Source organism: Streptomyces phaeofaciens (genome assembly GCF_014648915.1).
Lineage (GTDB): Bacteria > Actinomycetota > Actinomycetes > Streptomycetales > Streptomycetaceae > Streptomyces > Streptomyces phaeofaciens.
Genome location: NZ_BMSA01000037.1, coordinates 57,906 through 79,095 on the forward strand (window position 1 = coordinate 57,906; position 21,190 = coordinate 79,095).

The window sequence follows — 21,190 nt, forward strand, 5'->3', positions numbered from 1 at the left end:
CACCCGAGCCGATCTGAGGCGCAGGCCGGCCGAGGCCGGCCTCAGCGGCCGGTGAGGCAACCGCTCCACCCGATGACTCAGTCCCCATCCACCAGGAACCCCTTGGCCCGCAGAGCCGCCACCATCGCGGCATGTGTGTGGTCTCCCCACTGCCCATCCTCCGCCAGCCCTTGATCCCGTTGGAAGGCGCTCACCGCGGCCCGGGTGCGCGGGCCGTCGATGCCGTCGATGGAGCCGGGGTCGTAGCCGAGCTCGGTCAGGGCTTCCTGGATGCCGCGGACGCCCGCCAGTTGGAACGCCCTGGGGCGGCCGGCGCCACCGCCGGGCATCGGCGCTGAGCCGTCCTGGGGGAAGGTCACCGAGGCCACGGTGTCCGTGCCGGTGATGCCCAGGAAGAACTCGTGGAGGTCGACTCCCTGGTACTGGCCGTCCAGTGCGCCGCCGATGATCTCGACGAGTGCCCAGTGGAGATGGGTGGTGGTCGGGCCGCCGCGGCAGACGCTGCCCAGCGGATCGCCGCGGGCGACCGAGGAGCCGACCGTGAGTCCGGCCGGGACATCGGTGATGTGGGTGCAGTAGCCGCCCATCATGTCGTTGGGGGCTCGCATGAAGAGCTGGGCGCCGTACACCTTGGGCGTGTCGGCGGACGGGTCGTGCGGGTTGTACCGGGTGACGTGCGCGTCGAAGGCCGCGCGGACGAGGGTGCCTTCGGCGGCTCCGAAGTCCATGCCGTACTGCTCGTACCAGTGCGGTGGCTGGTGGCCGCCGACGTTCGGTCCGCCGAGGTCGTCGGCGCCGGTTCCCGGCTGGAACGGGCCGGACATGTCGAGGGTGAACGCGTTCATGATGCCGTGCCTCTCCGTCTCTTCGCCGGTGAGCCTGTCCCTCCCGCGGTCTCCTCCTTGTCTCTTCGCCGCCGGCGCCCAGATCAGGCGCCGAAGACGATGAAGCCCTGCGCGGAGAGCCGGGAGGCGAGCACGGACCGGGTCTCCGGGTCGTCGAACGACCCGTTCTCGACCAGGCCGTTGGCCGTCTGGAACTCCTTGACCTTGCCCTGGGTGAGCGGGCCGTCCACACCGTCCTGGGTCAGCGGTGTGACGTGCAGGGCGAGAAGGGCTCCCTGGACGCCGAACACGTCCGACAGCTCCAGCACGATCTGCTCCGGCGGCAGGCCCTGGGACTCCGCGTCGAGGGCGAGCAGCAGGTGCGCCCGGTCCAGTTCGTTGCGGATCCTGATGGTGCCGACGTCCGGGGTGAAGTGGCATTCGTCCGCCGCGCCCGCCCAGTTCCGCACTCCCACGTGCCCCTGGAACTTCGGGAACCTGAACTTCGGGCCCATCGCCCAGCACATGCTCAGTGTGGCGAGTTGGGCGTTGGCCGGCCAGGAGTGGAAGTCACCGAAGCCGTCGCGGCCGATGAGCACTCCCTCCATCTCGTCGAGCTTCTCGAAGACATGGCGGTCGACGTCGTCGTCGTCCACGTGCAGGCGGGTCAGGGGCGGCCTGAAGCTGTTGTGGCCGAAGGGTGCCAGCTCCAGATGGGACTTCACGGTGTCCCATTCCTGGGCGACCTCTTCGGGTGCCGCCTCCGTGCCCACGTCGTCGACGAGCCAGCGGAGTCTGCCCGCGGCGGCCAGTGAGTCGGCCCGCTCCTGCGCGGTGGGTGCGGAATTGTCCCGTGCCGTCTGGTCGATCTTGTTGCCTATGCCGGTGCTCACATACCCTTTCACGTCCAGGTACATGAAGTTGACGCGTCCTTCCAGCGGGTCGTTGAAGGTGATCCAGTAGTCGCGGACGCTCTGGTGCATGATGCTGCCCTCCTTCCCCCGGCGCCGGCTCGCTCGGGCGGCATCCAGGTGAGCCGGAGCGAGGGCGCGACACCGAGTTCCTCCTCCAACAGGCGGCGAAACGCCTCGAATTGGCGCACCGCCTCGCCGCCGTTGCGCTCCGCGAGACGGGACGGGACGGCTCGACCACCCGGTGCGCGCTCCCCCGCGGCGGCCGCAAGGGAGCCGCCCGCACGCCGGCCCAGGCCTCCTCGATCGCTAGGGCCGGTCCGCTCCGCCGTATCAGGGACCGCGTGCGGTCGCAGCCGCTCGCACTCCAGCGGCACGTGGTCCTCGTCCCGGCCGGGCAGCGGATCCTCGACGGTCAGCGCTCCCGGCGAAGGCGGGGCGTGCGGCGCGGGGGCGTCGCCGGGCAGGTCGACATGCCCGGTGTCCAGTTCCGGACGGAACTCTCCGAGAAGTCTCAGCCGAGGAGTGGACGCCACTCAGATCGCCTCGCGAGCGCGGTTCGCGTGGGCGCGCCTCTCACGGGCCTTTCGCCGTCGAGGGCACACGGTCGCGTTCGTCGTCTCGACCGAGACCCCCGAGATGTCGCACGGTTCGACGACGCGTACCGCTTCCTCATTTTCGGACTCCCGTTCACCCCCTGCAACCGGGCCCGGCGCCGTCGATGACGACGGAATGACGCCGCGCTGACACCCCGTCCGTAGTGTCGGAGGCGGCGCAGGACCGGCGAGCGAGCGTGTTGCCCGGCAGCCGGCCCCAGGACCGACAGGAGGACGCCATGACGGCGACGGCGACCATCGAGGAGTTCATCTGCGTGCGGCCGGCGACATCGACCGACTTCGACCTCGGGGCGGTGGTCAACACTCTGCTTGCCCCGGTCTACGAATTGCCGGGTGCCCAGCTCATCGACCGGCTCACCGGGAACGTCGACGTCGGCCGGCTCATCAGTGACGCCGCGAACGAGGCACCGGACGACCTCTACGCCACGACGACCGACTCGCCCGGCCTGGACAACAGGGTGTGGCCGCAGGGCGACCCGATCGAGGCCGCCGCGGGAGCCCGGATCCCCGTCGGAGTCACCTTTCCCGTGGAGGGCGCCGCGACGGTGTTCCTGTGGGAGAAGGACGACAGCCCGTTCGGCAACGACGACAAGCTGGGCTCCGTCACCATCGACGAGACCGAGCAGGGACAGGGCGACCTGTCGAAGATCGCCTTCTCCGAGGAGGAGAAGTCCTGTTACTACGTCTCCTACCACGTCGACTGAAGGATGTCGGTCCCAGGTAGGTGCGGGACCGGCGTGACCGCGGCAGGCAAGTGCCACGCGATGTTCGATGGGAAGGCCTCGTCATGGTCGCTGTGTCCAAGGTCAGGTTCGGCATGCGGAACGAGGACGTACGCATCGTCCAGCAAGCCCTGATCAAGCGGGGTCGCAAGATCCCCGACGGGGCCACCGGCCTGTTCGGCGACCAGACCAAGGCCGCCTACCGGGCCGAGCAGCTCGCCCAGGGCTTCAAGGGGGCCGACGCCGACGGCGTACCGGGCCCGACCTCGCTGGCCGCCCTCGGCAGCCTCACCGGCCTCTTCCGGCTGGACGGCGGCGGCGCGCCCGCGGCCGGCAGCGGAAGGCTCACCCCCGGCCAGGTCACCTTCCGTGATCCCGGCGACGAGTCGGGGGAGGAGGCGATGCGGCGCTACGCCCGTAAGGCGTGCGAACTGACCGGCATGGACCCGCAGTTCGGCGTCCCGGCGCTCGCCACCATCGCCAAGCGCGAGTCCGCAAGCAATCACCCGAAGTTCCGCATCAACACGACCGACATGAACGCGCGCGGCCCGCGCGTCTCCGACGGCCACCCGCGGAACTGCTCCCGGGGAGCCACGCAGTGCATCCCGGTCACGTTCGCCACGTACCACCAGGCGGGCACGGCCACCACGCCGTACGACGTGGTCGCCTGCATGTGCGCGACGGTCAACTACGTCCGCGACCGCTACCACGTGAACCACTCCGGTTCGAACTTCGCGGCCCGTGTCCAGCAGGCGGATCTGCGGCGGGCTCCCCACTGGTACTAGGAGTTCCTCATGGTCTCCCCGCCCACAGTCACTGCGTCCAACGTCCGGCTCGGCAAGCGGAATGAGGACGTACGCATCGTCCAGAAGGCCCTCATCAAGCGGGGCCGCAAGATCCCCGACGGGGCCACCGGCCTGTTCGGCGACCAGACCAAGGCCGCCTACCGGGCCGAGCAGCTCGCCCAGGGCTTCAAGGGAGCCGACGCCGACGGCGTACCGGGCCCGAGCTCCCTGGCCACGCTCGGCCGCCTCACCGGCCTCTTCCACCTCTCGGGCGGGGCCGCGCCGCACACCGGCCGGGTGAGCTCGCCCGTACCCGGGCACAAGGTCTCGTTCGAGTTCTACGAACGCGGCGGCTACGCCTGGAAGCCCGACGGTCACGGCCGGCACACCGGGCAGGACTTCGCCGCCGACACGGGAACCCCCGTGGTCGCCGTACGCGCCGGCACCATCTCCTGGTCGAACGGCGACGGCGGAGCCTACGGTCAGTGGATCGGTTTGGCCGCGGACAACGGTCACGTCTACACCTACTGCCATCTCTCGCAGCGCCAGGTCAAGGCCAGTCAGCATGTCACCGCCGGGCAGCGGCTCGGCGCGGTCGGCAGCACGGGCAACTCCACCGGGCCGCACCTGCACTTCGAGATGTCCAAGGGCTCCTCCTGGGCCTACGGCAATGTCGCCAAGCCCAGCTGGTGACGGAGGCGGGAGACCGGCCATGACGCACCACGACCCCCGGTGGTGGGCGTTCTTCGACAAGGGCCCCCGGCCGGACGTCAGCGGCACGGAAGACCTCGGTCCCGTGTGCCAGTCCCTGGCCGAGGCCACCCGGCGGGTGCGCCCCGAGGAGCCGGGGGGCGTCGTCCGCTTCGAGCCCGCGGCCGATCACCGCTCTTTCGACCTGCTTCCCCCGAACGGCCTTCCGGCCGGGCGTTTCTGACCGTGAGGTGAGTGATGGGCGGCATCTTCGGACTCGATCTGGAACGGCTGGCCGACGACCGGCTCCCGGCGGTGGTGGAGATCGACTCCCCGCTGCCCCCGGTGCGACTGCGGGGCCGGCTGGAGCGCCAGCAGTTCCGCTCGTTCTCGGGCGTGCTGAGCGCGACCGTACCCGCCACGACGGTGACCGCCTTCGGGCAGCTGGACCTGGCGGCGCCGGGCGGCCCGGCGTTCGTCGCGCTGCTCGGCGCGACCTTCCCCGAGCCGGGCATCCAGCTGGGCCTCGGCTTCGCGCTGAGTGGCGTCGGCGGTGTCGTGGGCGTCAACAAGGCGGTGAACCGGGACGCCCTGATCGCCGCCATCGCCGACGGCACCGCCGGTGAACTGCTCTTCCCACCCGACCCGGTGGCGGCGGCGAAACGGGTCGTCCCCCGGCTGCCGGCCCTGTTCCCGACCGTGCCGGGGCGCACCGTCGTCGGGCCGATGTTCGAGATCTCGTGGGGCGGCCGCATGGTCTCCCTGTCGGCGGCCGTCGTGGCCGAGGTCCCCGACCCGGTACGGCTGTCCCTGCTCGGCATCCTGCGGGTCGCGGTGCCGGACCCGGAGGTGCCGCTCATCCAGCTCAAGGCCACCTTCGCCGGACAGTACGACAGCGCCGAACCCAGCGCGTTCCTGATGGCGAGCCTGAGCGGTTCGCACATGGCCGGGGTGCCGCTCGACGGGGACGTGCTGGTGCTGAGCCGGGGCGGGCCCGATCCGACGTTCGTGCTCAGCGCGGGCGGTTTCCACCCGGCGTTCGCGGTCCCGCGGGGTGTGCCGGCGCTGCACCGGCTGTCGATGAACCTCTCCCCGGTGCCATGGATCCAGCTGCGCTGCCAGGCGTACTTCGCGATCACCAGCAACACCCTGCAGTTCGGCGCACAGCTCTCCCTGGTCGCCGAGATCGCCGGCTGTGGGCTGCGCGGCCAGTTCGGGCTCGACGTCCTGGTCCACCGTGAGCCGAGCCTGTCGTTCAGCGCGCGGATGCGGGGCTCGCTGTCGGTCGAGGTGTTCGGCGAGTCTCTGGTGGGCGTCGCCTTCGACCTCGTCCTGGAGGGGCCCGCGCCCTGGCACGCGGTCGGGCGCGGCAGCATCGACCTGTTCCTGTTCAGCGCCTCCTTCGACTTCGACGAACGCTGGGGCAACCCGCCGCCCGCCCTGCCGGCCCCGCCCGCGGACCTGCGGCGCAGGCTGGAAGAGGCCTTCGCCCGCCCGGAGGCGTGGAGCGCGCTGCCTCCCGCGGGCGGCGACCGGATCCCGGTGCTGCTGTCCCCCGCCGCCAACCGGCAGATCGGCGAGGGGCGCCGCGTCCACCCGCACGGCGGCGTCGTCGCACGGCAGCGCGTGCTGCCCTTCGGGGTGGACATCGAGCGCCTGGGACCGTCGCTCGTCGAACCGGCCGAGCAGTGGGACGTCGCCTCGGCCTCGCTGGGCGGCGAGGAGGCCGACGCGGGGGCGACCACGGACGGCTTCGCCCCCGGTCAGTTCCGCAGGCTCACCGACGACGAGCAGCTGGCCGCGCCCGCGTACGACACCTACCGGTCGGGGGTGCGCTTCGTCGCCGACACCTCCGAGCCGGACGAAGACGCGTTCGTCACGGCCTCGCTCGACTGGGAGACGAAGGTCGTGCCCGACCCGAACCCGACGCGCATGCTCGACGTGCTGAGGTTCCTGCGGTTGGAGGCGCTCGTGCGCGCCGAGAAGATCGCGGCCACTGTCTCCCTGCGGGACCCGAGCTGGTGGCCGACCGAGATGAAGCTGCTCGTGTCCCACGAGCCACCCGTCGTGGCCGCGTCGACCTGGGCGATGACCGCGGCCTCCCTGCCCGCCTCGCCGTCGGCGACGAACGGGGAACTGCGCCTGCTGTACGCCGGTCTGGCCGGGGTGCGGCCGGTCGAGGCCTGGGAGGTGTGATCCCGATGCCCGAGGACCTTCAGTTCGCCCCGTACCTGCAGAGCCCCGTCGGCGGGGCGATCCGCGGCACGGTGCCGAACGGGCCCGCGCTGCTGGATCCCGGGCTGACCCTGGTCGGGCCCGGCGGTGAGATCCCGGTCAGGCCGCCCGGCGACGCGCTGCGGATGCTCGGCCCCGAGGGCGTCATCGGTATCGACACCGGGCACGTCCTGCGGGTCGATCCGCCGCCCGGCATCCTGGACGCCGAGCCGAACTACCTGGCCTGCGTGGAGTTCGACGCGCCCGAACTGCCCTGGCTGTTCACACCCGCCCGGCCCGCCGACGGCATGCTGCGGCCCTGGCTGGTGCTGGTCGCCGTCGAGACCTCCGGGCACCCGCTGCAGGGTGGTGGGCCACTGCCCTTCGTGGACGTCGACGCCGCGGCGCTGCCGCCGCTGGACCAGTCGTGGCAGTGGGCCCACGTCCAGCGCCCCGCGGGCCGGCCGGGCCCGCTGATCTCACGGCTGCTGTGCCCGCTGCGTCTGAGGTCGGACACCGACTACACGGCCTGTGTCGTGCCGGCCTTCCAGGGCGGGGTGGCCGCGGGCCTGTCCGGCGGCCTCACCGAGGTCGACCAGCACGGCGACGCCTGGCGCCGGGACCAGGGGGGTGTCCGACTGCCGGTCTACTACAGCTGGCAGTTCCGTACCGGCGCCGCAGGAGACTTCGAGCAGCTGGCCGCCGCGATCGTGCCGTTGTCCGCCGAGGAACGCGGCCCGCTGTCCGGGCGGACCGTCGACATCTCCGAACCGTGGCTGCACGGCCCCCCGCTGGCCTCCGCCGATCCGCCCGGCACCCGGCAGACCATCACCGTCCAGGGCGTGCTCCAGCTCGTCGACTCCCCCGCCGAACAAGCCGTCACCGCGCTCGCCGACTTCGCCTCCCGCGTCGCCCTGCACATCAGCCGGGGCACCGAGGACGCCGTCGCCCCACCGCTGTACGGCGGCCGTCCCGTCGTACGCGACGACGTCGAGGACGGTGAGTCCGGGTGGCTGGCCGAGCTCAATCTGAATCCGGAGACCCGGATCGCGGCGTCCCTCGGAGCTGGCTGGGTGCGCGAGAACCAGGAGTGGCTGATGGCCCGGGCCTGGGACCAGGTCGGTGACGTCCGGGAGGCCAACCGGCTGCGCGGCCGTAACGCGTTCTGCACCGCGGTCGCCGACTCCGTCTACCGGCGCAGCGTGCAGACCCTCAGCCCCGATGAGACGCTCGGGTTCGCCGCTCCGGTGGGCGACCGCGTCCGCACCGGGAGCGAACTGCCGCTGCGGACCGAGGTGGTGGTCAGCCCGGCCCCGAACGGGCTGGTCGCCCCGGCCCTGCGGCGGCTGCTGCGGCGCCGTGGGCCGGTCGCCCGCCGTGCCGGCCTGGACGGGGAGTCGTACGTCCGCCGCACGCTCAGCGGCGAGCTGCTGCCGCCACTGCCGACGGCGATGGTGACCCGGCCGGTGGAGGCCGGGCAGCTGGCCGGGGAGGACACCGTCGAGCTCAACGCCAAGGTGGGCACCGCCCTGCGGGCGACCGCGACCACGAGGGGCGCCAGGACGCTCAGGCTGCTGTCGGCCATGGCGCCGTCGGCGTGGGCCAACGGCTTCGACAGCCAGGCGGGTGCGCTCACCGCGCTCGTGGCGCGCCCGGCGGAGGGTGGGGCGCCCGCCGAGGGGACGACGGGGCCGGCCGACGCGCTCCGGATGTTCCAGGCGCTGTCCGCCCTGGAGCTGTCCGACCTGACCGGCGACCTGTCCCCCGCGTTCGCCGAGCAGCCGCCCGACGCCGTGATGACGGTGGCGGAGCCCGACACCGCCCTGTCGCCGGACGCGTCCATGGCCGACGATCCGGGGGCGCACATCCTCCAGTTCGGTGTGCCCGTCGACGCGCCCGGGTTGCGCGAGCGCCTCGCCCAGGCCTTCGACCCCGCTCCCCTGCTGGCGGCCCGGCTGGACAGCACGGTCACCATCCTGTCCGAGGAGGCACTCGCCGTGCCCGCCTCCCCCGGCGATCCGGTCATGACCGCCCCGGACTTCCCCGCGCCCATGGCCCTGGCGCTCAAGGACACCGCCCGCGACTGGTTCCTTCCGGGCTCCGGAACGATCCCTGACGACCGGGCGGTGCTGCTCCAGGCAAACGCGCCGTTCATCGCCTCGTTCATGGTCGGCCTCAACGACGAGATGAACGGCGAGATGCGCTGGCGCGAGTACCCCACCGACCTGCGCGGCAGCCCCTTCACGCACTTCTGGCCGCGCCCCGACGGCGAGCCGGACGTGCCGCCCGTGCACGGCTGGGACCCGGACGGCACGCTGAGCGCCCAGCTCACCCTGGGCGCGGGCGAGCTGGACGTGCTGCTCATCCGGGGCCGGCTCGTACGCCGGTACTCCCAGATGATCGTGGCCGCCGTCCCCGCCCAGTCGGTGGGCGCGGCCGACCTCGGGCAGGACACCTGGGAGCACCCGAAGATGGTGCTCACCCTGGACGAGCGGACCTGCGCGTACGCGTTCGTGCTGCCCGGGGACATCCACGACTGGTGGTTCGTCCTCGCCGAGAACAGCTACCGGATGCGGTTCGGCTTCGACAACCCGGTGGATCCGGCGCCACCGTACCGGCACTGGTCGGACCTGAGCTGGCAGGTCCCGGAGGGCGGCTTCGCCGACCTCTCGGCGATGCCCGCCGTGCCGGAGCAGGAACCCCGGCCGGACCGGTGGAACGCGGCCACCGTGGCCATGGTGAGTCTGCAAAGGCCCTTCCGGGTCGTCATGTCGGCCCGCAAACTGATCGGAGACCCGTCGTGACCGTCAACCTGGAACTGGCCAAGGCCCGCCGGGCCGTGGCCGACGCCCGGATCGCGCTCGACTGGTCCCGCGCCGGACTCGCCATGTACGACAAGCGCATCGAGTCCGGGGAGAGTGGCCTGGAGGCCGAACACCTCGCCCAGGGCCAGGAGACGGCCACCAACCAGACCCGCTACCAGGCCGCCCGCGACGCCTACCACGAGCTGGCCTGCGAGGAACCGGAGCTGTGGTCGGCCGACAGTCGCTCCGACCCGCTGCTGCTCCTGCCGTTGCGTCTGGAGACGGTGTACCGCAACGCCGGGGAGGCCGCGCTGGAGCTGTGGATCCGCGCCTACCCGGACGACATCCACATCGACTCCCACGAGCCGGCCCTGACCCCGGCCGAACGCGTCGCGGCGGAGGCGTACTGGTGCGAGGTCTGGGCCGCCGGTCCCCACCAGGAGCGCCGCACGGCCGCCTGGACGCGACTCGTCGCCGCGATCGGTCCGGGCCGCGCCGCATGGGCGGTGAAGGCCCTGCGGCCCGGCCGGCAGGATCCGCCGCAGACCGAGACCCCGCCCGGCGCGAGCGCGCCCTCACCGGCTCCCTGGGCTGTGGAACCGGAGAGCCGCGACGGCAACTGGACCCGGCCGGCACACACGTACGCGCTCCCCGACCGGCTGGTGTTCTCCGGCTACGAGACCGTCGGCGACGGGCAGATCGGGCTGGTCTGGCGGGAGGAGGGAGCACCCATCCCCGAGGTGCTCGACGTCGGCCTCGGCCCGGACAGCCCGGTACCGCCCGGCTGGCTCGGAGACTTCGAGGAGGCCGTGCGGGTCGGTATGGGCGTCAAGGTGCTCATCGAGGGCGAGATGCGCCCCGACTTCAGCCTGGTCACCGTCGCCGGGGTACGCGGCGGGACCTCGGAGCACACCGCTGAACTCATCGGCACCCTGCTGGACGCCCACCGCTGCACCGACGGCCTTGCGGTGCTGCCCACCGGCACGCCGACCAACAACACCGAGTCCACCAGGTCCGCCTGGCGCACCCGGATGCCGCCGCCGAGCCCGGAGAAGGCCGAGGAGCAGCGCGCCGCCCTCGCCGTCCTCGGCGATCTGGCGCCTCGCAGCCCCCAGGCCGCCGCCCGCGCCGCGCGGGCCCTCGGACCCGCCGCCGGGCGCGTGCTGGCGGAGACCGCCGACGGCCTCGACGTGGACGACCACGACCTGCTGAGCCGGCTGCACGCCGCATTCGGCGCCATGGCCGCCGCGTCCACGAACTGGATGAACTACGACTCCGACACCCAGGTCGACCTGACCTTCCTCGTCCAGCACTTCGTCGAGCACGTGCGCGGCCGCGGTCCGCTGCCCACGCTCCGGATCGGACGGCAGCCGTACGGCATCCTGCCGGTGACCTCGCTCGACCTGTGGCACGGCACCGAGGTCGACCTGCGGATCCTGGAACACCTCCAGGGTTTCCGCACCTTCGCCGAGTCCCAGGGCTGGCGTTCGCCGACCGTCGGCAACGGTGACGCCGACGAGGTGATCAACGACCTGCTGCACCGTCTGCCGGCCTCCCGGCGGCTGCGCTTCGTGCAGCAGGAGCCGGTCAGCCCGCCGTTCCAGCCCGCGCCGGACACGCCGACCGGCACGGCCCCGTACAAGAGCGGCTTCGCCTGGCAGCAGCCGCCCGACCCGGCATTCCTGCCGCAGCCGCTGGAGTTCACCCTCACCGCCGAGCCCGCGCCCGAGGTGGGGGAGCTGCTCCGGGCCCACCCGCTGCGCACGCTCCTGGGCGCCCTGCAGGAGTTCGCCCGCCTGCGGTCCCTCCAGCAGGAGGTGCCGCCCGAGGTCACCCAGCGGCTGTTCGACCTGGCCCCCTCCTTCGAGGGGACCCGCGGCGGCAAGCTCGGGCTCTGGTACCACCTCGCCATCATGGCCCTTCACCTTTACTACTTCCGGCTCGACCAGCGGATGCAGTCCGGCGGCTCCGTGGAACCCGTCATCGATCTGGTGGACGGTCAGGTGACGGTTCCGCCCGGCACGGTCCCCGCGTTCTTCGACTGGGCGGCCACCGCCATCGACCAGTTCGCCGTCGCCGAGGAGATGGCCGACGGCGACCTGCCCCGGCTGGAGCTCCTGCTGTGCGAGGTGCTGGACACGCAGACGCACCGCTTGGACGCCTGGATGACCTCCGTCGCCTCCGCCCGGCTCAACCGGCTGCGCCGCGACCGCCCCGACGGCACCCACCTCGGGGCGTACGGCTGGGTCACCGATCTGCGTCCCCGGGGATTCGGCGAGGAGTCCGTGCCGACCGACCCGGAGGACGACCATGACCCGGAGATCGTGGGAAACCCGGAGGAGGACCCCCAGGCCCCGACCGGCGAGGAGACTCCCGCCGAGCCCGCCGAGCAAGGGACCGGGGAGATCCACGACGGCTATCTCGTGGCCCCCTCCATGCACCAGGCCACCACCGCCGCCGTCCTGCGCTCCGGGTGGCTCAGCCACACCGACGGTGAGGCCTTCCGCGTCGACCTCCGGGCGCGCCGGGTGCGCCAGGCCCTCGCCGTGGTGGACGGCGTCCGTTCCGGCCAGACCCTGGGCGCTCTGCTGGGCTACCAGCTGGAACGCGCCCTGCACGACGCCCACCTGGACGGACTGATCGCCCCCTTGCGCGCCGCGTATCCCACCCCGCACCTCGCCGAGCCGGATGCACCGGGCGCGGAGGAGGCCCTGACCGCGACGGCCGCCCGCGACGTCGTCGACGGCCGGGCGCTCGTCGCCGACTACACGGCCCACGGCCACCAGCTCCAGGACCTCGACTCGCTCGGCGAGGAGCTCACCGACGAGAGCCGGCCGCTGCTGCAGCAGGCCGGTCCGCTCGTGGACGACCTGGAGGCCACCGTGGACGCGGTCGGCGACCTGCTGCTCGCCGAGAGCGTGCACCAGCTCGTCGCGGGCCATCCGCTGCGGGCCGGGGTGGCCGCCGACGGCATCGCGCGCGGCGACACGCTGCCCGAGGAGTTCGAGGTCCTGCGCACGCCCCGCGCGGCCGTCGCGCTCACCCACCGGCTCGGTCTGCTGGCCCCCTCGACCGGCACGAACGGCTGGACGGCGGGCCGGCCGCTCGCCGCGCTGGAGCCCGCCCTGGAGCGCTGGTGCCAGACGCGGCTCGGGGACGCCGCCGGCTGGACGTTCGCCTTCGGCGACCCGGCGGCGCCCGCCCAGGTCTCCCTCGCCGATCTCGGGGTCTGCGCGCTGGACGTCGTCCTCGGCGCGGGATTGTTCCAGGCCGGCACGGACCGGCAGCTCGACGCCGCGACCGGCGCCGAGAGCGTGCTGGCGCACCGGCTGCTGCGCCGTGTCCCGGCGGGAGCACGGGTCACCGACGCCGGGGCAGCCCGGTTCGCCGAACTGCAGTTGCTGTGCCGGTCGCTGGCCGGTGTCCTCGCCTCCGCCCGGCCGCTGCTCGTCACCGACCTCGACGCCGGCGCGGGCGACGACTGGTCCGCCGCCGACCTGCCGGAGCTCGCCGCCCGCGTCCAGACCTGGCACGGGACGGTGACCTTCGCTCTCGCCGAACTGCGCGAGCAGGTGAGGGCGTTGCCGGGCACGGTCGACGAGGTCGTCCGGGTCCTGGAGACCCTCACCGACCTCGGGACGTCCGGCGCGTGGCCGTCGCCGACCCCGGAGGGCACCGATCGGGTGGAGTCGCTGCGCGGGCAGGCCCTCGCGGTGCTGAACCGCTTCGAGGCCGAGCCGGTTCCGCCGCTGGCGGGGCCGCCGCCGCAGGATCCGTCGGCGGTGCTGGAGTGGGTGACCAGGCTGCGTGCGACGGTGTCCTCGGTGCTCGGCCGGACCCTGCCCGTCCTGCCGGTGCTCCACGTGGGCGGCAGCGCCGCGGCGACCGCGTTGACCGGGCCCGCCCCGCAGGAGGCCGACGAGGACGCGGTCGCGGACTGGCTGCTGGAGATGGAACGCGTCCGGCCCCAGACACGGGCCTTCGGTGACGCGCTGACGGCCGCCGAGACACTGGCCGGGACGGCCCCCTGCACCACCGTCGTGGCCCAGCTCCCCGCCGGGCAGCCCTGGATCGCCCGCGGCCGGGCGCCGGTGCCGTCGCGCAGGCATCCCGTCCCCCACCACTGCGCGGTGCTGCGCGCCGACGGTGCGCCCGACGCCGGGAGCGCCGCCGGACTGATCGTGGACTCCTGGACTGAGTCCCTGCCCGAGCCCGGCGTGGGCGAGCACCCGCCGGAGGAACTGGGCGGGCTCGCCTTCCACTACAACCAGCCCGACGCCCGCGCCCCGCAGGCGCTGCTGCTGGCACTGCCGCCCGACCGCACCCGCGGCTGGCGGATGGAGGACGTCCACGCCGTGGTCGAGGAGACCTTCGCGCTCGCCCGGCTGCGCGGCATGGACCTCACCGACTTCTTCGAGCTGCGCGGCCTGCTGCCGGTGCAGTGGACGATGCCGGCACACGGATGGGGACCGCTATGACCATGTTCCGGTACGAACCCGTGCCGCGTGACACCGGCATGGACGAGGCGCTCGCCGCCCGGACCGCCGACGCGGCCTGGTTCCTCGCCCGGCAGTACGCGTTCGGGGAGTTCCGAGGCGACGACGCCGCTTCCCCGGTCACGGTCTCGCTCGCCCAGGAGACCCACCGGCTGGACGGCTGGCGCACCCGTGCCGACGCCGAGTGGCAGCCCTACGAACCGGACACCATGGTTCTGGAGGCCCTCGTCGAACGGGAACCCGGCAACGGCCTCGACGGCCGCCTGGCGATGGCCGGCGCGCTGCGCTGGCGGCGGGCGCTGACCGCCGCCGGACTCGTCGCCCTGCTGCCGGCCTTCGCCCGGGTCTGTCCCTTCGCCACCGACGGCCCGCTGGCTCCCACCGGCCTGTCCGCCGCCGTGCGCGACCGGCTCCCCGACCCGGTCGCCCTCGCACCGTGGCTGGCCCGGCTCGCCGAGCGCGACCAGACGGCCGCCAAGGAGTTCGACGCGCCCGACACCGACGCCGCCCGCGACGCCCTGGCGGGCGCGGCCGTCGTCTGGCTGTCCTGGTGGCACGCGCACGTACCGGCCACCGCGCCGCCCCAGTCCGCGCAGCCGCCCGAGGCCTGGAACCCCGAACGCCTGGAGTATGCCTTCGAGGTACGCGCCTCCAGTCTGCCCGGCCTCGAACTGCGCGCGGGGGAATACCACGGCGGGCACCTCGACTGGTGGGCCCTGGACGCCGACCCGGACGCCCAACTGCCGGTCGACGAGGCCGCGGTGACGCACGAGCAGCGCACTATCGTCCCCACCCCGGCGGTGTACGGCGGCATGCCCGTGTCCCGGTTCTGGGAGATGGAGGACGCCCGCATCGACTTCGGCTCCGTCGACGCCTCCCCCGCCGACCTGGGCCGGCTGATGCTCATCGCCTTCGCCACGGTCTACGGCAACGACTGGTTCTGTGTGCCGCTGCCGCTCGTCATCGGCTCCCTGAGCCGGGTCGTGGACTGCTCGGTCCACGACGTCTTCGGCGGTGAGACGCCCCTCGGTCACGCCACCGCCCGCGACCTCGTCAGCTGGAACCTCTTCGGACTGGGCGACGGCTCCAGCGGCGGCATCCCTCCGGCCGAGGGCATGACGATGCCGCCCTCGCCCTGGATCTACCGGCCGGCGTCCCTGCCGGACGGCCTGGAGAGCCCCGCTGTCGAATCGGTACTCCTCCTGCGCGACGAACAGGCCAACCTGGCCTGGGCCGTCGAGGAGACGGTCGCCGACCGTGCCGGGGAACAGGTCGACCGCTACGCGCGCTGGATCGCCGCCACACCGCCGCCCGCGCCGGACCCGGACGCCGCGGAGCCGCCGGCCGAGACTGCCCCGCGCTACCTGCTGGCCACCGAAGTACCCGCCCACTGGTACCCGTTGGTGCCGCAGACCCTCGCCGACGAGGAGTCCGTCCGCTTCCGTCCAGCCCGGCTGGACCGCGACGACGCCTCGCTCGAAGCTCCGCTGGGCCGGCTCCTCGCCGAGACGGCCGGCCTCTACGAGGAGGAGGTGCCGCGCTCCGGCATCCGCGTCGAGCGCAGTCGGCAGTTCACGCGGTGGCAGGACGGCTCGGCACACGCGTGGACCACCCGCCGCAAGGTGAGCGGGACCGGGGGCGGGTCGAGCGGGCTGCGGTTCGATGTGCTGAAGGAGGACTGACGGAGACAGTGGGACTGCTGAGTCCTCGCAACCCGGAAGCCGTAGAGATCTGGTCAACGGGTGTGTGAAGAGCCTGAGCCGCCCGGAGTTCGGGGTGCCCAGGTCGGCTCTGCCGTGGCCTCCTTCATGGACGGTTCGTCCATGAGGACCCGCCAGCCGTCCTCGCCGGCCCTTCCGTCGAGGCGCACGTTGATCTCCTTCGTCTGCCCGGTGTCCTGGAAGTACAGGACGACGATCTGACGCTGGGAGCCTTCGTCGTAGAAGTCGGCTGTGACCTTCCCGTCCGCTCCCTTTCGGAAGGCCTTGATCCAGCTGTCGGCCGTCCTGCGTGCGGCGTCCTCGCCGCCGTCACCGGTGGCGAGTTCCGCCAGCCCGTCGGCGGAAGCGTCGGCGATGCGCCACACGACCTGTTGCGTGATGCCCAGTGAGCCGGTGGAGGGGTAGCCGAGCACATGCAGGGGCTCATGGCCCGTGTAGTCCTCGGCGTAGCGGGCCTCCGCCGCGTCGTCCGTGAACGAGCACCCGGTCACCGCCGCGAACAGCACACCGGCCGCCAGCGCTCCGGTCAGCGGGCCGCGCACCGCGTTCTCTGCCCTCATCGGGCACTCCTGGACCGGATGATCAGGACTCGTCGGATCGGGTTGCGCCGCGGCTCGGATTCACGCCTGGACATGCTTCCTCGGACTCTGTCGAACACCGCGCGAGCACGGCGTGAGGTGAGAAAATTCCGCACTTGAGGATGTTCAGCATGGCTGCGACGTTCCGGGAATCGGGGGCAGGATGCGCCAGTTGGGGGTGCGCCTGGTCACATCAGGCCGACGATGCGACTCCTCCGTTTGGCGGTGACCACTCACACGGCGCGCTCCATACACACCAGTTGATCGCGCTCGTCCCACGACTCGGTGACGGAGAAGCCGAGCCGCTCGTACATCGCGATGGCGCCTGCCCGCCACTGCCACACCGACAGCCGCAGGGTGCTGACGCCACCGTCCGCGGCATGCGCAAGCGCGGCACACACCAGGCTGGACGCGATGCCCTGGCCCCGAAATGCCGGAGCCGTCCAAAGCCGCTTGACCTCGCTCCGCCCGGCGACGGGTGCGGTCACCACCAGGCAGCCGACGACGGTGTCCCTGCTCGACGCCACCAGCACGACAGCGTCGGCGAACGCGGCTCGTGGGTCCAGGATCTCTGCTCGGTAGCGGTCCGGGAGCCGGTCCGCATCAGCGACGGCCTCGCCTTTCTCGGCCTGCGTCTGCAGATGGTAGGCCGCCAGCAACGCGGACAGCCCGTCCTGAACGGAAGGATCCTGATCTGACCGGCGGACGACGACAAGCTCACGTTGATCAGTCATTCCGCCAGCATCACATGCCGTATGTCCGGGCCCTGACGAGCACCTCGATGCCCAGCTGTTGCGTGGCATGACGTCGGCGACAGCCCGGTCGGGTTGAGGTAGTGCGTTGACGCATTCCCATATAGGCATATGATGGCTGCATGGCACGAGCGGCGACGACCTCGGACACGTTCAACGCGATAGCCGAACCACAGCGGCGGGAGATCCTGATGTTGCTGCGGGGCGGCGAGCGGCCCGTGACCGAACTGGCGCGGGACCTGGGGATGACTCAGCCGCAGGCGTCCAAACACCTGCGGGTCCTCCGCGAGGTCGGGCTGGTGCGGGTCCGCGGGGCGGGCAAGCAGCGGCTGTACGACCTGGACGCCCGCGGGCTGCGGCCTGTCCACGAGTGGGTGGGCGGCTTCGAGCGGTTCTGGAGCGAGAGCTTCGACCGGCTGGACGAGTACGTGCAGGAGCTGAAGCAGGCAAGGCAGGAGGAACCGCACGATGGCGACGACCAGTAGCGGCGGCGAGGCCGCGCACGCGACCACGGGCCGCGAGATCGTGATCTCCCGGGCCATCGGCGCCCCACGGGAGCTGGTGTTCGAGGCGTTCACGCAGGTCCGGCACCTGTCGCGATGGTGGGGACCGGAGGGCTTCACCACCACGACCCGGTCCTTCGAGTTCCGGGCGGGCGGGGCCTGGGCCTTCGTGATGCACGGGCCGGACGGGACCGACTACCAGGAGTGGATCACCTGGACGGAGATCGTCCCGCCCGAGCGGATCGCGCTGGTGCACGGCGAGTCCCGCGACGACCCCAACGCCTTCGAGTCGGTCCTGACCTTCGAGCCGGTCGGCGAGGAGACCCGGATCGTGATGCGCACGGTGTTCCCCACCAAGGAACTGCGCGACGAGGCGGTGGAGAAGTACCACGCGGTCGAGGGCGGCGAGCAGACGCTGCGCAACCTGGCGGTCTACGTCGCCGAACTCGAGACCACCCGGAACGGGAGCACACCGAAGGGAGCGCGGGACTGATGGCCGGGAAGGTGTTCTTCAGTGTGACGATGTCACTCGACGGCTTCGTGGCGCCCGGCGCCGTACCCGTCGCGTACGTGTTCTCGCCCGAGGGCCGGAACGACCCGAGGGCCCATCACTGGATGGCGAAGTGGTCGGAGCTGCAGGCGTGGCTGTTCCCGCAGCGGTGGTTCCGGGAGAACCTCAAGCTCGGCGAGGGCGGCGAGGAAGGACTCGACAACGACATCGCGCGGGCGACATACGAGCGCACGGGCGCGAGCGTCATGGGCAAGCGCATGTTCGACGGCGGCGAGCCGGCATGGCCGGAGGAAGCGCCGTTCCACACCCCGGTGTTCGTCGTCACCCACACCGAGCGTGACCCGTGGGAGCGGCCGGGCGGCACGACCTTCCACTTCGTCAACGACGGCATCTCCAGCGCACTGGACCAGGCCCGCGAGGCCGCCGGCGACCGCGACGTCCGCATCGCCGGCGGCGCTGAGACGATCCAGGAGTACCTGGACAGCGGCCTGATCGACGAGTTCTCGATCACCCTCGCGCCCGTGCTGTTCGGCACTGGTATCCGCCTGTTCGACCGCGTGGACCCGGCCCGCATCGCCCTCGACCAGACCCGCTCGGACGCATCGTCCCGGGTGACCCATCTGACCTACACCGTGGCGAAGCGGTAGCCGGCGCGGCGGGCCCGGGACACGTCCCCGTCCGAGCGCTTCAGTCGACCGGCCCGAGCGCTTGGGCCGGCGATCGGATCCTCATGCTTCCGACGCCGTCCTCCTGCGGGTCGACCGCCCGCAAGGGGCATCCGGTGCCGACGCGTTCGGCGAGTTCGGCGCGGAGGGCGGCGAGTTCGGACATGCGGACGTCGACGAGCTTGATCTTCTCCTCGAACAGCGCGGACAGCGCATCCGCGGCGTCCGGCACGCTACGCAACTCCTCACCGGTCCGCGCGATTTCGGCCAGGGAGAATCCGAGGGTCTGCGCGGTGCGGACGTACTGCAGCCACGCCACCGCCTCGGGCGGGAAATCTCGATAGCCGTTGGCCAGGCGTCGGCCCGCGAGGAGACCGACCTTCTCGTAGAACCGGATCGTGTCCCTGGTCATCCCCGTCCGCGCGGCCAGCTCTCCGATGCGCATCCCAGCGCCCCCCTTCGGATGTTGGACTTGACCTTGGACCGTACTCCACTGTTTAGCGTGAGGCGTCGCTGACCACCGACCGGCCGGAGCCTCGACATGATCCGCTTCCATGCCCCCGCAAGCCCCGCCTATCTTCGCGTCGTACGCGCGAGTGCCTGGTACGACCTCGCGGTCACCGTGGGTTTCGTGACCCCGTGGACGTATGCGCTGGTGCACGACGCGCTGTCCTCATTGGGTGACGCACTCACGTGGGGCGCCCTGCCCGAACTCGATTCGTGGCAGACCCTGTACGCGAATCTGATGGGTTCGGTGGTGGTCGTCTGGGCCGCACTGCGCATCGTCCGGCCGTTGCCGGAGCACGGACTGTTCGACGGCATCGCGCGCACCCTGTTCTCGGCGTGGATGGCATACGCGCTGGTCCACGATGTCTCGCGCATACTGTGGCTGTTTCTCACCGTCGAGGTCGCGTGGGGAATCGTCCAGCTCGCGCCCTGGCTGCGGAACCGACACACCACCGCCGTCTTCGAGCATCAGTCCGGCCGACCGGAACGCTCAGCGGCCAACTGAAGCCCTCAGTCACACTGAGTTTTGACAGCCCCGTCGTACTGCCGCCGCATCTGGGGGACAAAACCTCCGGGGCGACCTCAGGCGGGGACGCCGAGCGGCGGGTGCTCGAGCACGCGGGGCTTGTACTCGACCAGCTGGATGCGGCCGTCGAAGGTGCGGTGCTCGATCATCTCGAGGGCGACGTCCGGATAGCGGTCGTAGATGCGTTCCTCGCCCGTGGCCCCGGTGATCACCGGGAACATCACGACCCGGAAGCGGTCGACGAGTCCGGCAAGTAGCAGGGACCGGCACAGGCTGAGGCTGCCGATCGTGCTGAGGAGCCCCGAGTCACTCGACTTCATGGCGCGGACCGCCTCGACGGCGTCGTCGCGGACGAGCGTGCAGTTGGCCCACGTCAGGGGCTCCTCGAGCGAGGAGGAGAACACCACCTTGGACGCTTGCGTGAGGTCGTCGACGGACGCCTCTTCCTCGGGCCTGAACTCGTCTTGGCCACTCGGGACCTCGCCTGCGGCGAAGCCCGACATCAGGCGGTAGGTGTTCGCTCCCATCAGGTAGGTGGCCTCGGGCTGCTCGCCGAGCCATGCGAGGTACTCCGGGCCCTCGAGGCCCCAGAACCCGGGCCATCCCTCTCCCGATGCGTGGCCGTCGAGGGAGGTGATGAAGTCGACGAGAAGCTCCGACATGGCGGTGTCCTTTCCTGGGGTGTCACGAGCTTGGACCGGCCGGGAGCCAAAAACTCATCGGCCGCGCTGTGGAGTAACGAGAAAACCCATGACACTGCGCCCGATCAGGTCGGCGGGGTAGCTTCATGCGCGGCTCCGGCCAAGCCGCGTTCACCGCCTTGCGTAGCTGTCGCCTTTCACCCGACTTGGTCGTGTTCGCCCGCCGCAACGGCCACGAGCTCCAGGACAGCGCCATGCTGCGGCACCGGTCCCACCTGGACGACGCCGTCCACCGCCTCCCGACACGGCCCGCGAACCGACGGCTGCCCGGCAAGGGGCGCACCAGGGAAGGACCTCAGCCGGCTCTGGTGGTGACACCCTCTTCCGGGGCCGCCGACGGCCGTCGGCGGCCCCAAGATCCGGGACTGGACCGGTGGTGGCGGTCGTCCTCACCCTCACCGTCGGTCCGGCCGTGCTCAAGGCACTACGCAGAGCCACCCGGCGGGCCGCGTTCGAGACCGCGGTCACCTTCGACGACCGCCGACCGGTGAAGCACCCCACATGACCCACCTCACCTACTACCCGCCCTCGTAGGGCATATCGGACGCCATGCCCATGCCATAACCGTCTCTGACCTGCACATTGAGAGCCAGCTCACACGGACGGCACCGCCCGCGAATACGACCACAACTAGCAAAAGGGGTCTTTGCGGACGCCGTCCCG

General features: G+C 71.9%; 19 protein-coding genes and 1 pseudogene. 14 read left to right on the top strand and 6 right to left on the bottom strand.

All coding sequences use genetic code 11. The features are described from left to right. Positions 1-77: 77 nt before the first annotated feature. Together IE275_RS39975 and IE275_RS39980 are read right to left on the bottom strand one after the other, a co-directional pair. A complete protein-coding gene (locus tag IE275_RS39975; protein ID WP_189717606.1) occupies positions 78-845 on the bottom strand; it encodes a peptidoglycan-binding protein in 768 nt (255 codons plus the stop codon). A gap of 83 nt (positions 846-928) precedes the next feature. Then, positions 929-1,807 carry a peptidoglycan-binding protein gene (locus IE275_RS39980; RefSeq protein WP_189717607.1) on the bottom strand — a complete coding sequence of 293 codons (879 nt, stop codon included), beginning with the start codon at positions 1,805-1,807 and terminating at the stop codon, positions 929-931. A gap of 763 nt (positions 1,808-2,570) precedes the next feature. Between IE275_RS39980 and IE275_RS39985 the strand changes: the two genes are divergently transcribed. The 8 genes from IE275_RS39985 (at position 2,571) to IE275_RS40020 (ending at position 15,745) form a co-directional block, all read left to right on the top strand. Then, positions 2,571-3,056, top strand: a complete 486-nt coding sequence (locus IE275_RS39985; protein WP_189717608.1) for a hypothetical protein — start codon at positions 2,571-2,573, stop codon at positions 3,054-3,056. A gap of 83 nt (positions 3,057-3,139) precedes the next feature. After that, positions 3,140-3,859, top strand: coding sequence for a peptidoglycan-binding protein (locus tag IE275_RS39990; protein WP_189717609.1), 720 nt, complete (start codon positions 3,140-3,142; stop codon positions 3,857-3,859). Positions 3,860-3,868: 9 nt separating this feature from the next. After that, complete coding sequence (locus IE275_RS39995; RefSeq protein WP_189717610.1) at positions 3,869-4,552, top strand: M23 family metallopeptidase; 684 nt, start codon at positions 3,869-3,871, stop codon at positions 4,550-4,552. A 19-nt stretch (positions 4,553-4,571) separates the two neighbouring features. After that, complete coding sequence (locus IE275_RS40000) at positions 4,572-4,793, top strand: hypothetical protein (protein WP_189717611.1); 222 nt, start codon at positions 4,572-4,574, stop codon at positions 4,791-4,793. Positions 4,794-4,807: 14 nt separating this feature from the next. Then, complete coding sequence (locus IE275_RS40005; protein ID WP_189717612.1) at positions 4,808-6,745, top strand: DUF6603 domain-containing protein; 1,938 nt, start codon at positions 4,808-4,810, stop codon at positions 6,743-6,745. Positions 6,746-6,750: 5 nt separating this feature from the next. Beyond that, positions 6,751-9,567 carry a hypothetical protein gene (locus IE275_RS40010; RefSeq protein ID WP_189717613.1) on the top strand — a complete coding sequence of 939 codons (2,817 nt, stop codon included), beginning with the start codon at positions 6,751-6,753 and terminating at the stop codon, positions 9,565-9,567. After that, positions 9,564-14,045, top strand: coding sequence for a hypothetical protein (locus IE275_RS40015; RefSeq protein WP_189717614.1), 4,482 nt, complete (start codon positions 9,564-9,566; stop codon positions 14,043-14,045). The genes IE275_RS40010 and IE275_RS40015 overlap by 4 nt, the downstream gene beginning before the upstream one ends. After that, positions 14,042-15,745, top strand: a complete 1,704-nt coding sequence (locus IE275_RS40020) for a hypothetical protein (RefSeq protein WP_189717615.1) — start codon at positions 14,042-14,044, stop codon at positions 15,743-15,745. The genes IE275_RS40015 and IE275_RS40020 overlap by 4 nt, the downstream gene beginning before the upstream one ends. A gap of 53 nt (positions 15,746-15,798) precedes the next feature. Here the strand turns inward: IE275_RS40020 and IE275_RS40025 are convergent, their stop codons facing one another. Further along, entirely contained in the window at positions 15,799-16,344 is a 546-nt protein-coding gene (locus IE275_RS40025; protein WP_189717616.1) for a hypothetical protein, read from the bottom strand. 251 nt (positions 16,345-16,595) lie between these two features. Next, complete coding sequence (locus IE275_RS40030) at positions 16,596-17,096, bottom strand: GNAT family N-acetyltransferase (RefSeq protein WP_189717617.1); 501 nt, start codon at positions 17,094-17,096, stop codon at positions 16,596-16,598. A 140-nt stretch (positions 17,097-17,236) separates the two neighbouring features. On the opposite strand from IE275_RS40030, the gene IE275_RS40035 reads away from it, so the two are divergent. Genes IE275_RS40035 through IE275_RS40045 form a run of 3 tightly spaced genes read left to right on the top strand, consistent with a single transcriptional unit; the run spans position 17,237 to position 18,775 of the window. After that, positions 17,237-17,599, top strand: a complete 363-nt coding sequence (locus tag IE275_RS40035) for an ArsR/SmtB family transcription factor (RefSeq protein ID WP_189717618.1) — start codon at positions 17,237-17,239, stop codon at positions 17,597-17,599. Beyond that, positions 17,583-18,110 carry an SRPBCC family protein gene (locus tag IE275_RS40040; RefSeq protein ID WP_189717619.1) on the top strand — a complete coding sequence of 176 codons (528 nt, stop codon included), beginning with the start codon at positions 17,583-17,585 and terminating at the stop codon, positions 18,108-18,110. The genes IE275_RS40035 and IE275_RS40040 overlap by 17 nt, the downstream gene beginning before the upstream one ends. Beyond that, positions 18,110-18,775: a dihydrofolate reductase family protein gene (locus IE275_RS40045; protein WP_189717620.1), complete on the top strand. Its 666-nt coding sequence runs from the start codon at positions 18,110-18,112 to the stop codon at positions 18,773-18,775. The genes IE275_RS40040 and IE275_RS40045 overlap by 1 nt, the downstream gene beginning before the upstream one ends. A gap of 40 nt (positions 18,776-18,815) precedes the next feature. On the opposite strand, the gene IE275_RS40050 is transcribed toward IE275_RS40045, so the two are convergent. Continuing rightward, complete coding sequence (locus IE275_RS40050; RefSeq protein ID WP_229871083.1) at positions 18,816-19,238, bottom strand: MerR family transcriptional regulator; 423 nt, start codon at positions 19,236-19,238, stop codon at positions 18,816-18,818. A gap of 96 nt (positions 19,239-19,334) precedes the next feature. Here IE275_RS40050 and IE275_RS40055 point away from each other — a divergent pair, with 96 nt between their 5' ends. Beyond that, the gene (locus tag IE275_RS40055) at positions 19,335-19,805 is read left to right on the top strand and encodes a hypothetical protein (protein ID WP_189717621.1); all 471 of its coding nucleotides are present in this window, start codon (positions 19,335-19,337) and stop codon (positions 19,803-19,805) included. A gap of 77 nt (positions 19,806-19,882) precedes the next feature. Here the strand turns inward: IE275_RS40055 and IE275_RS40060 are convergent, their stop codons facing one another. Beyond that, entirely contained in the window at positions 19,883-20,488 is a 606-nt protein-coding gene (locus tag IE275_RS40060; RefSeq protein ID WP_189717622.1) for a dihydrofolate reductase family protein, read from the bottom strand. Between the two features lie 188 nt (positions 20,489-20,676). On the opposite strand from IE275_RS40060, the pseudogene IE275_RS46340 reads away from it, so the two are divergent. Both IE275_RS46340 and IE275_RS40065 read left to right on the top strand, forming a co-directional pair. Further along, positions 20,677-20,763: pseudogene (locus IE275_RS46340) on the top strand (AraC family transcriptional regulator); the annotation flags it as partial. 140 nt (positions 20,764-20,903) lie between these two features. Beyond that, positions 20,904-21,032, top strand: coding sequence for a hypothetical protein (locus IE275_RS40065; protein ID WP_268255340.1), 129 nt, complete (start codon positions 20,904-20,906; stop codon positions 21,030-21,032). The last annotated feature ends 158 nt before the right edge of the window (positions 21,033-21,190 follow it).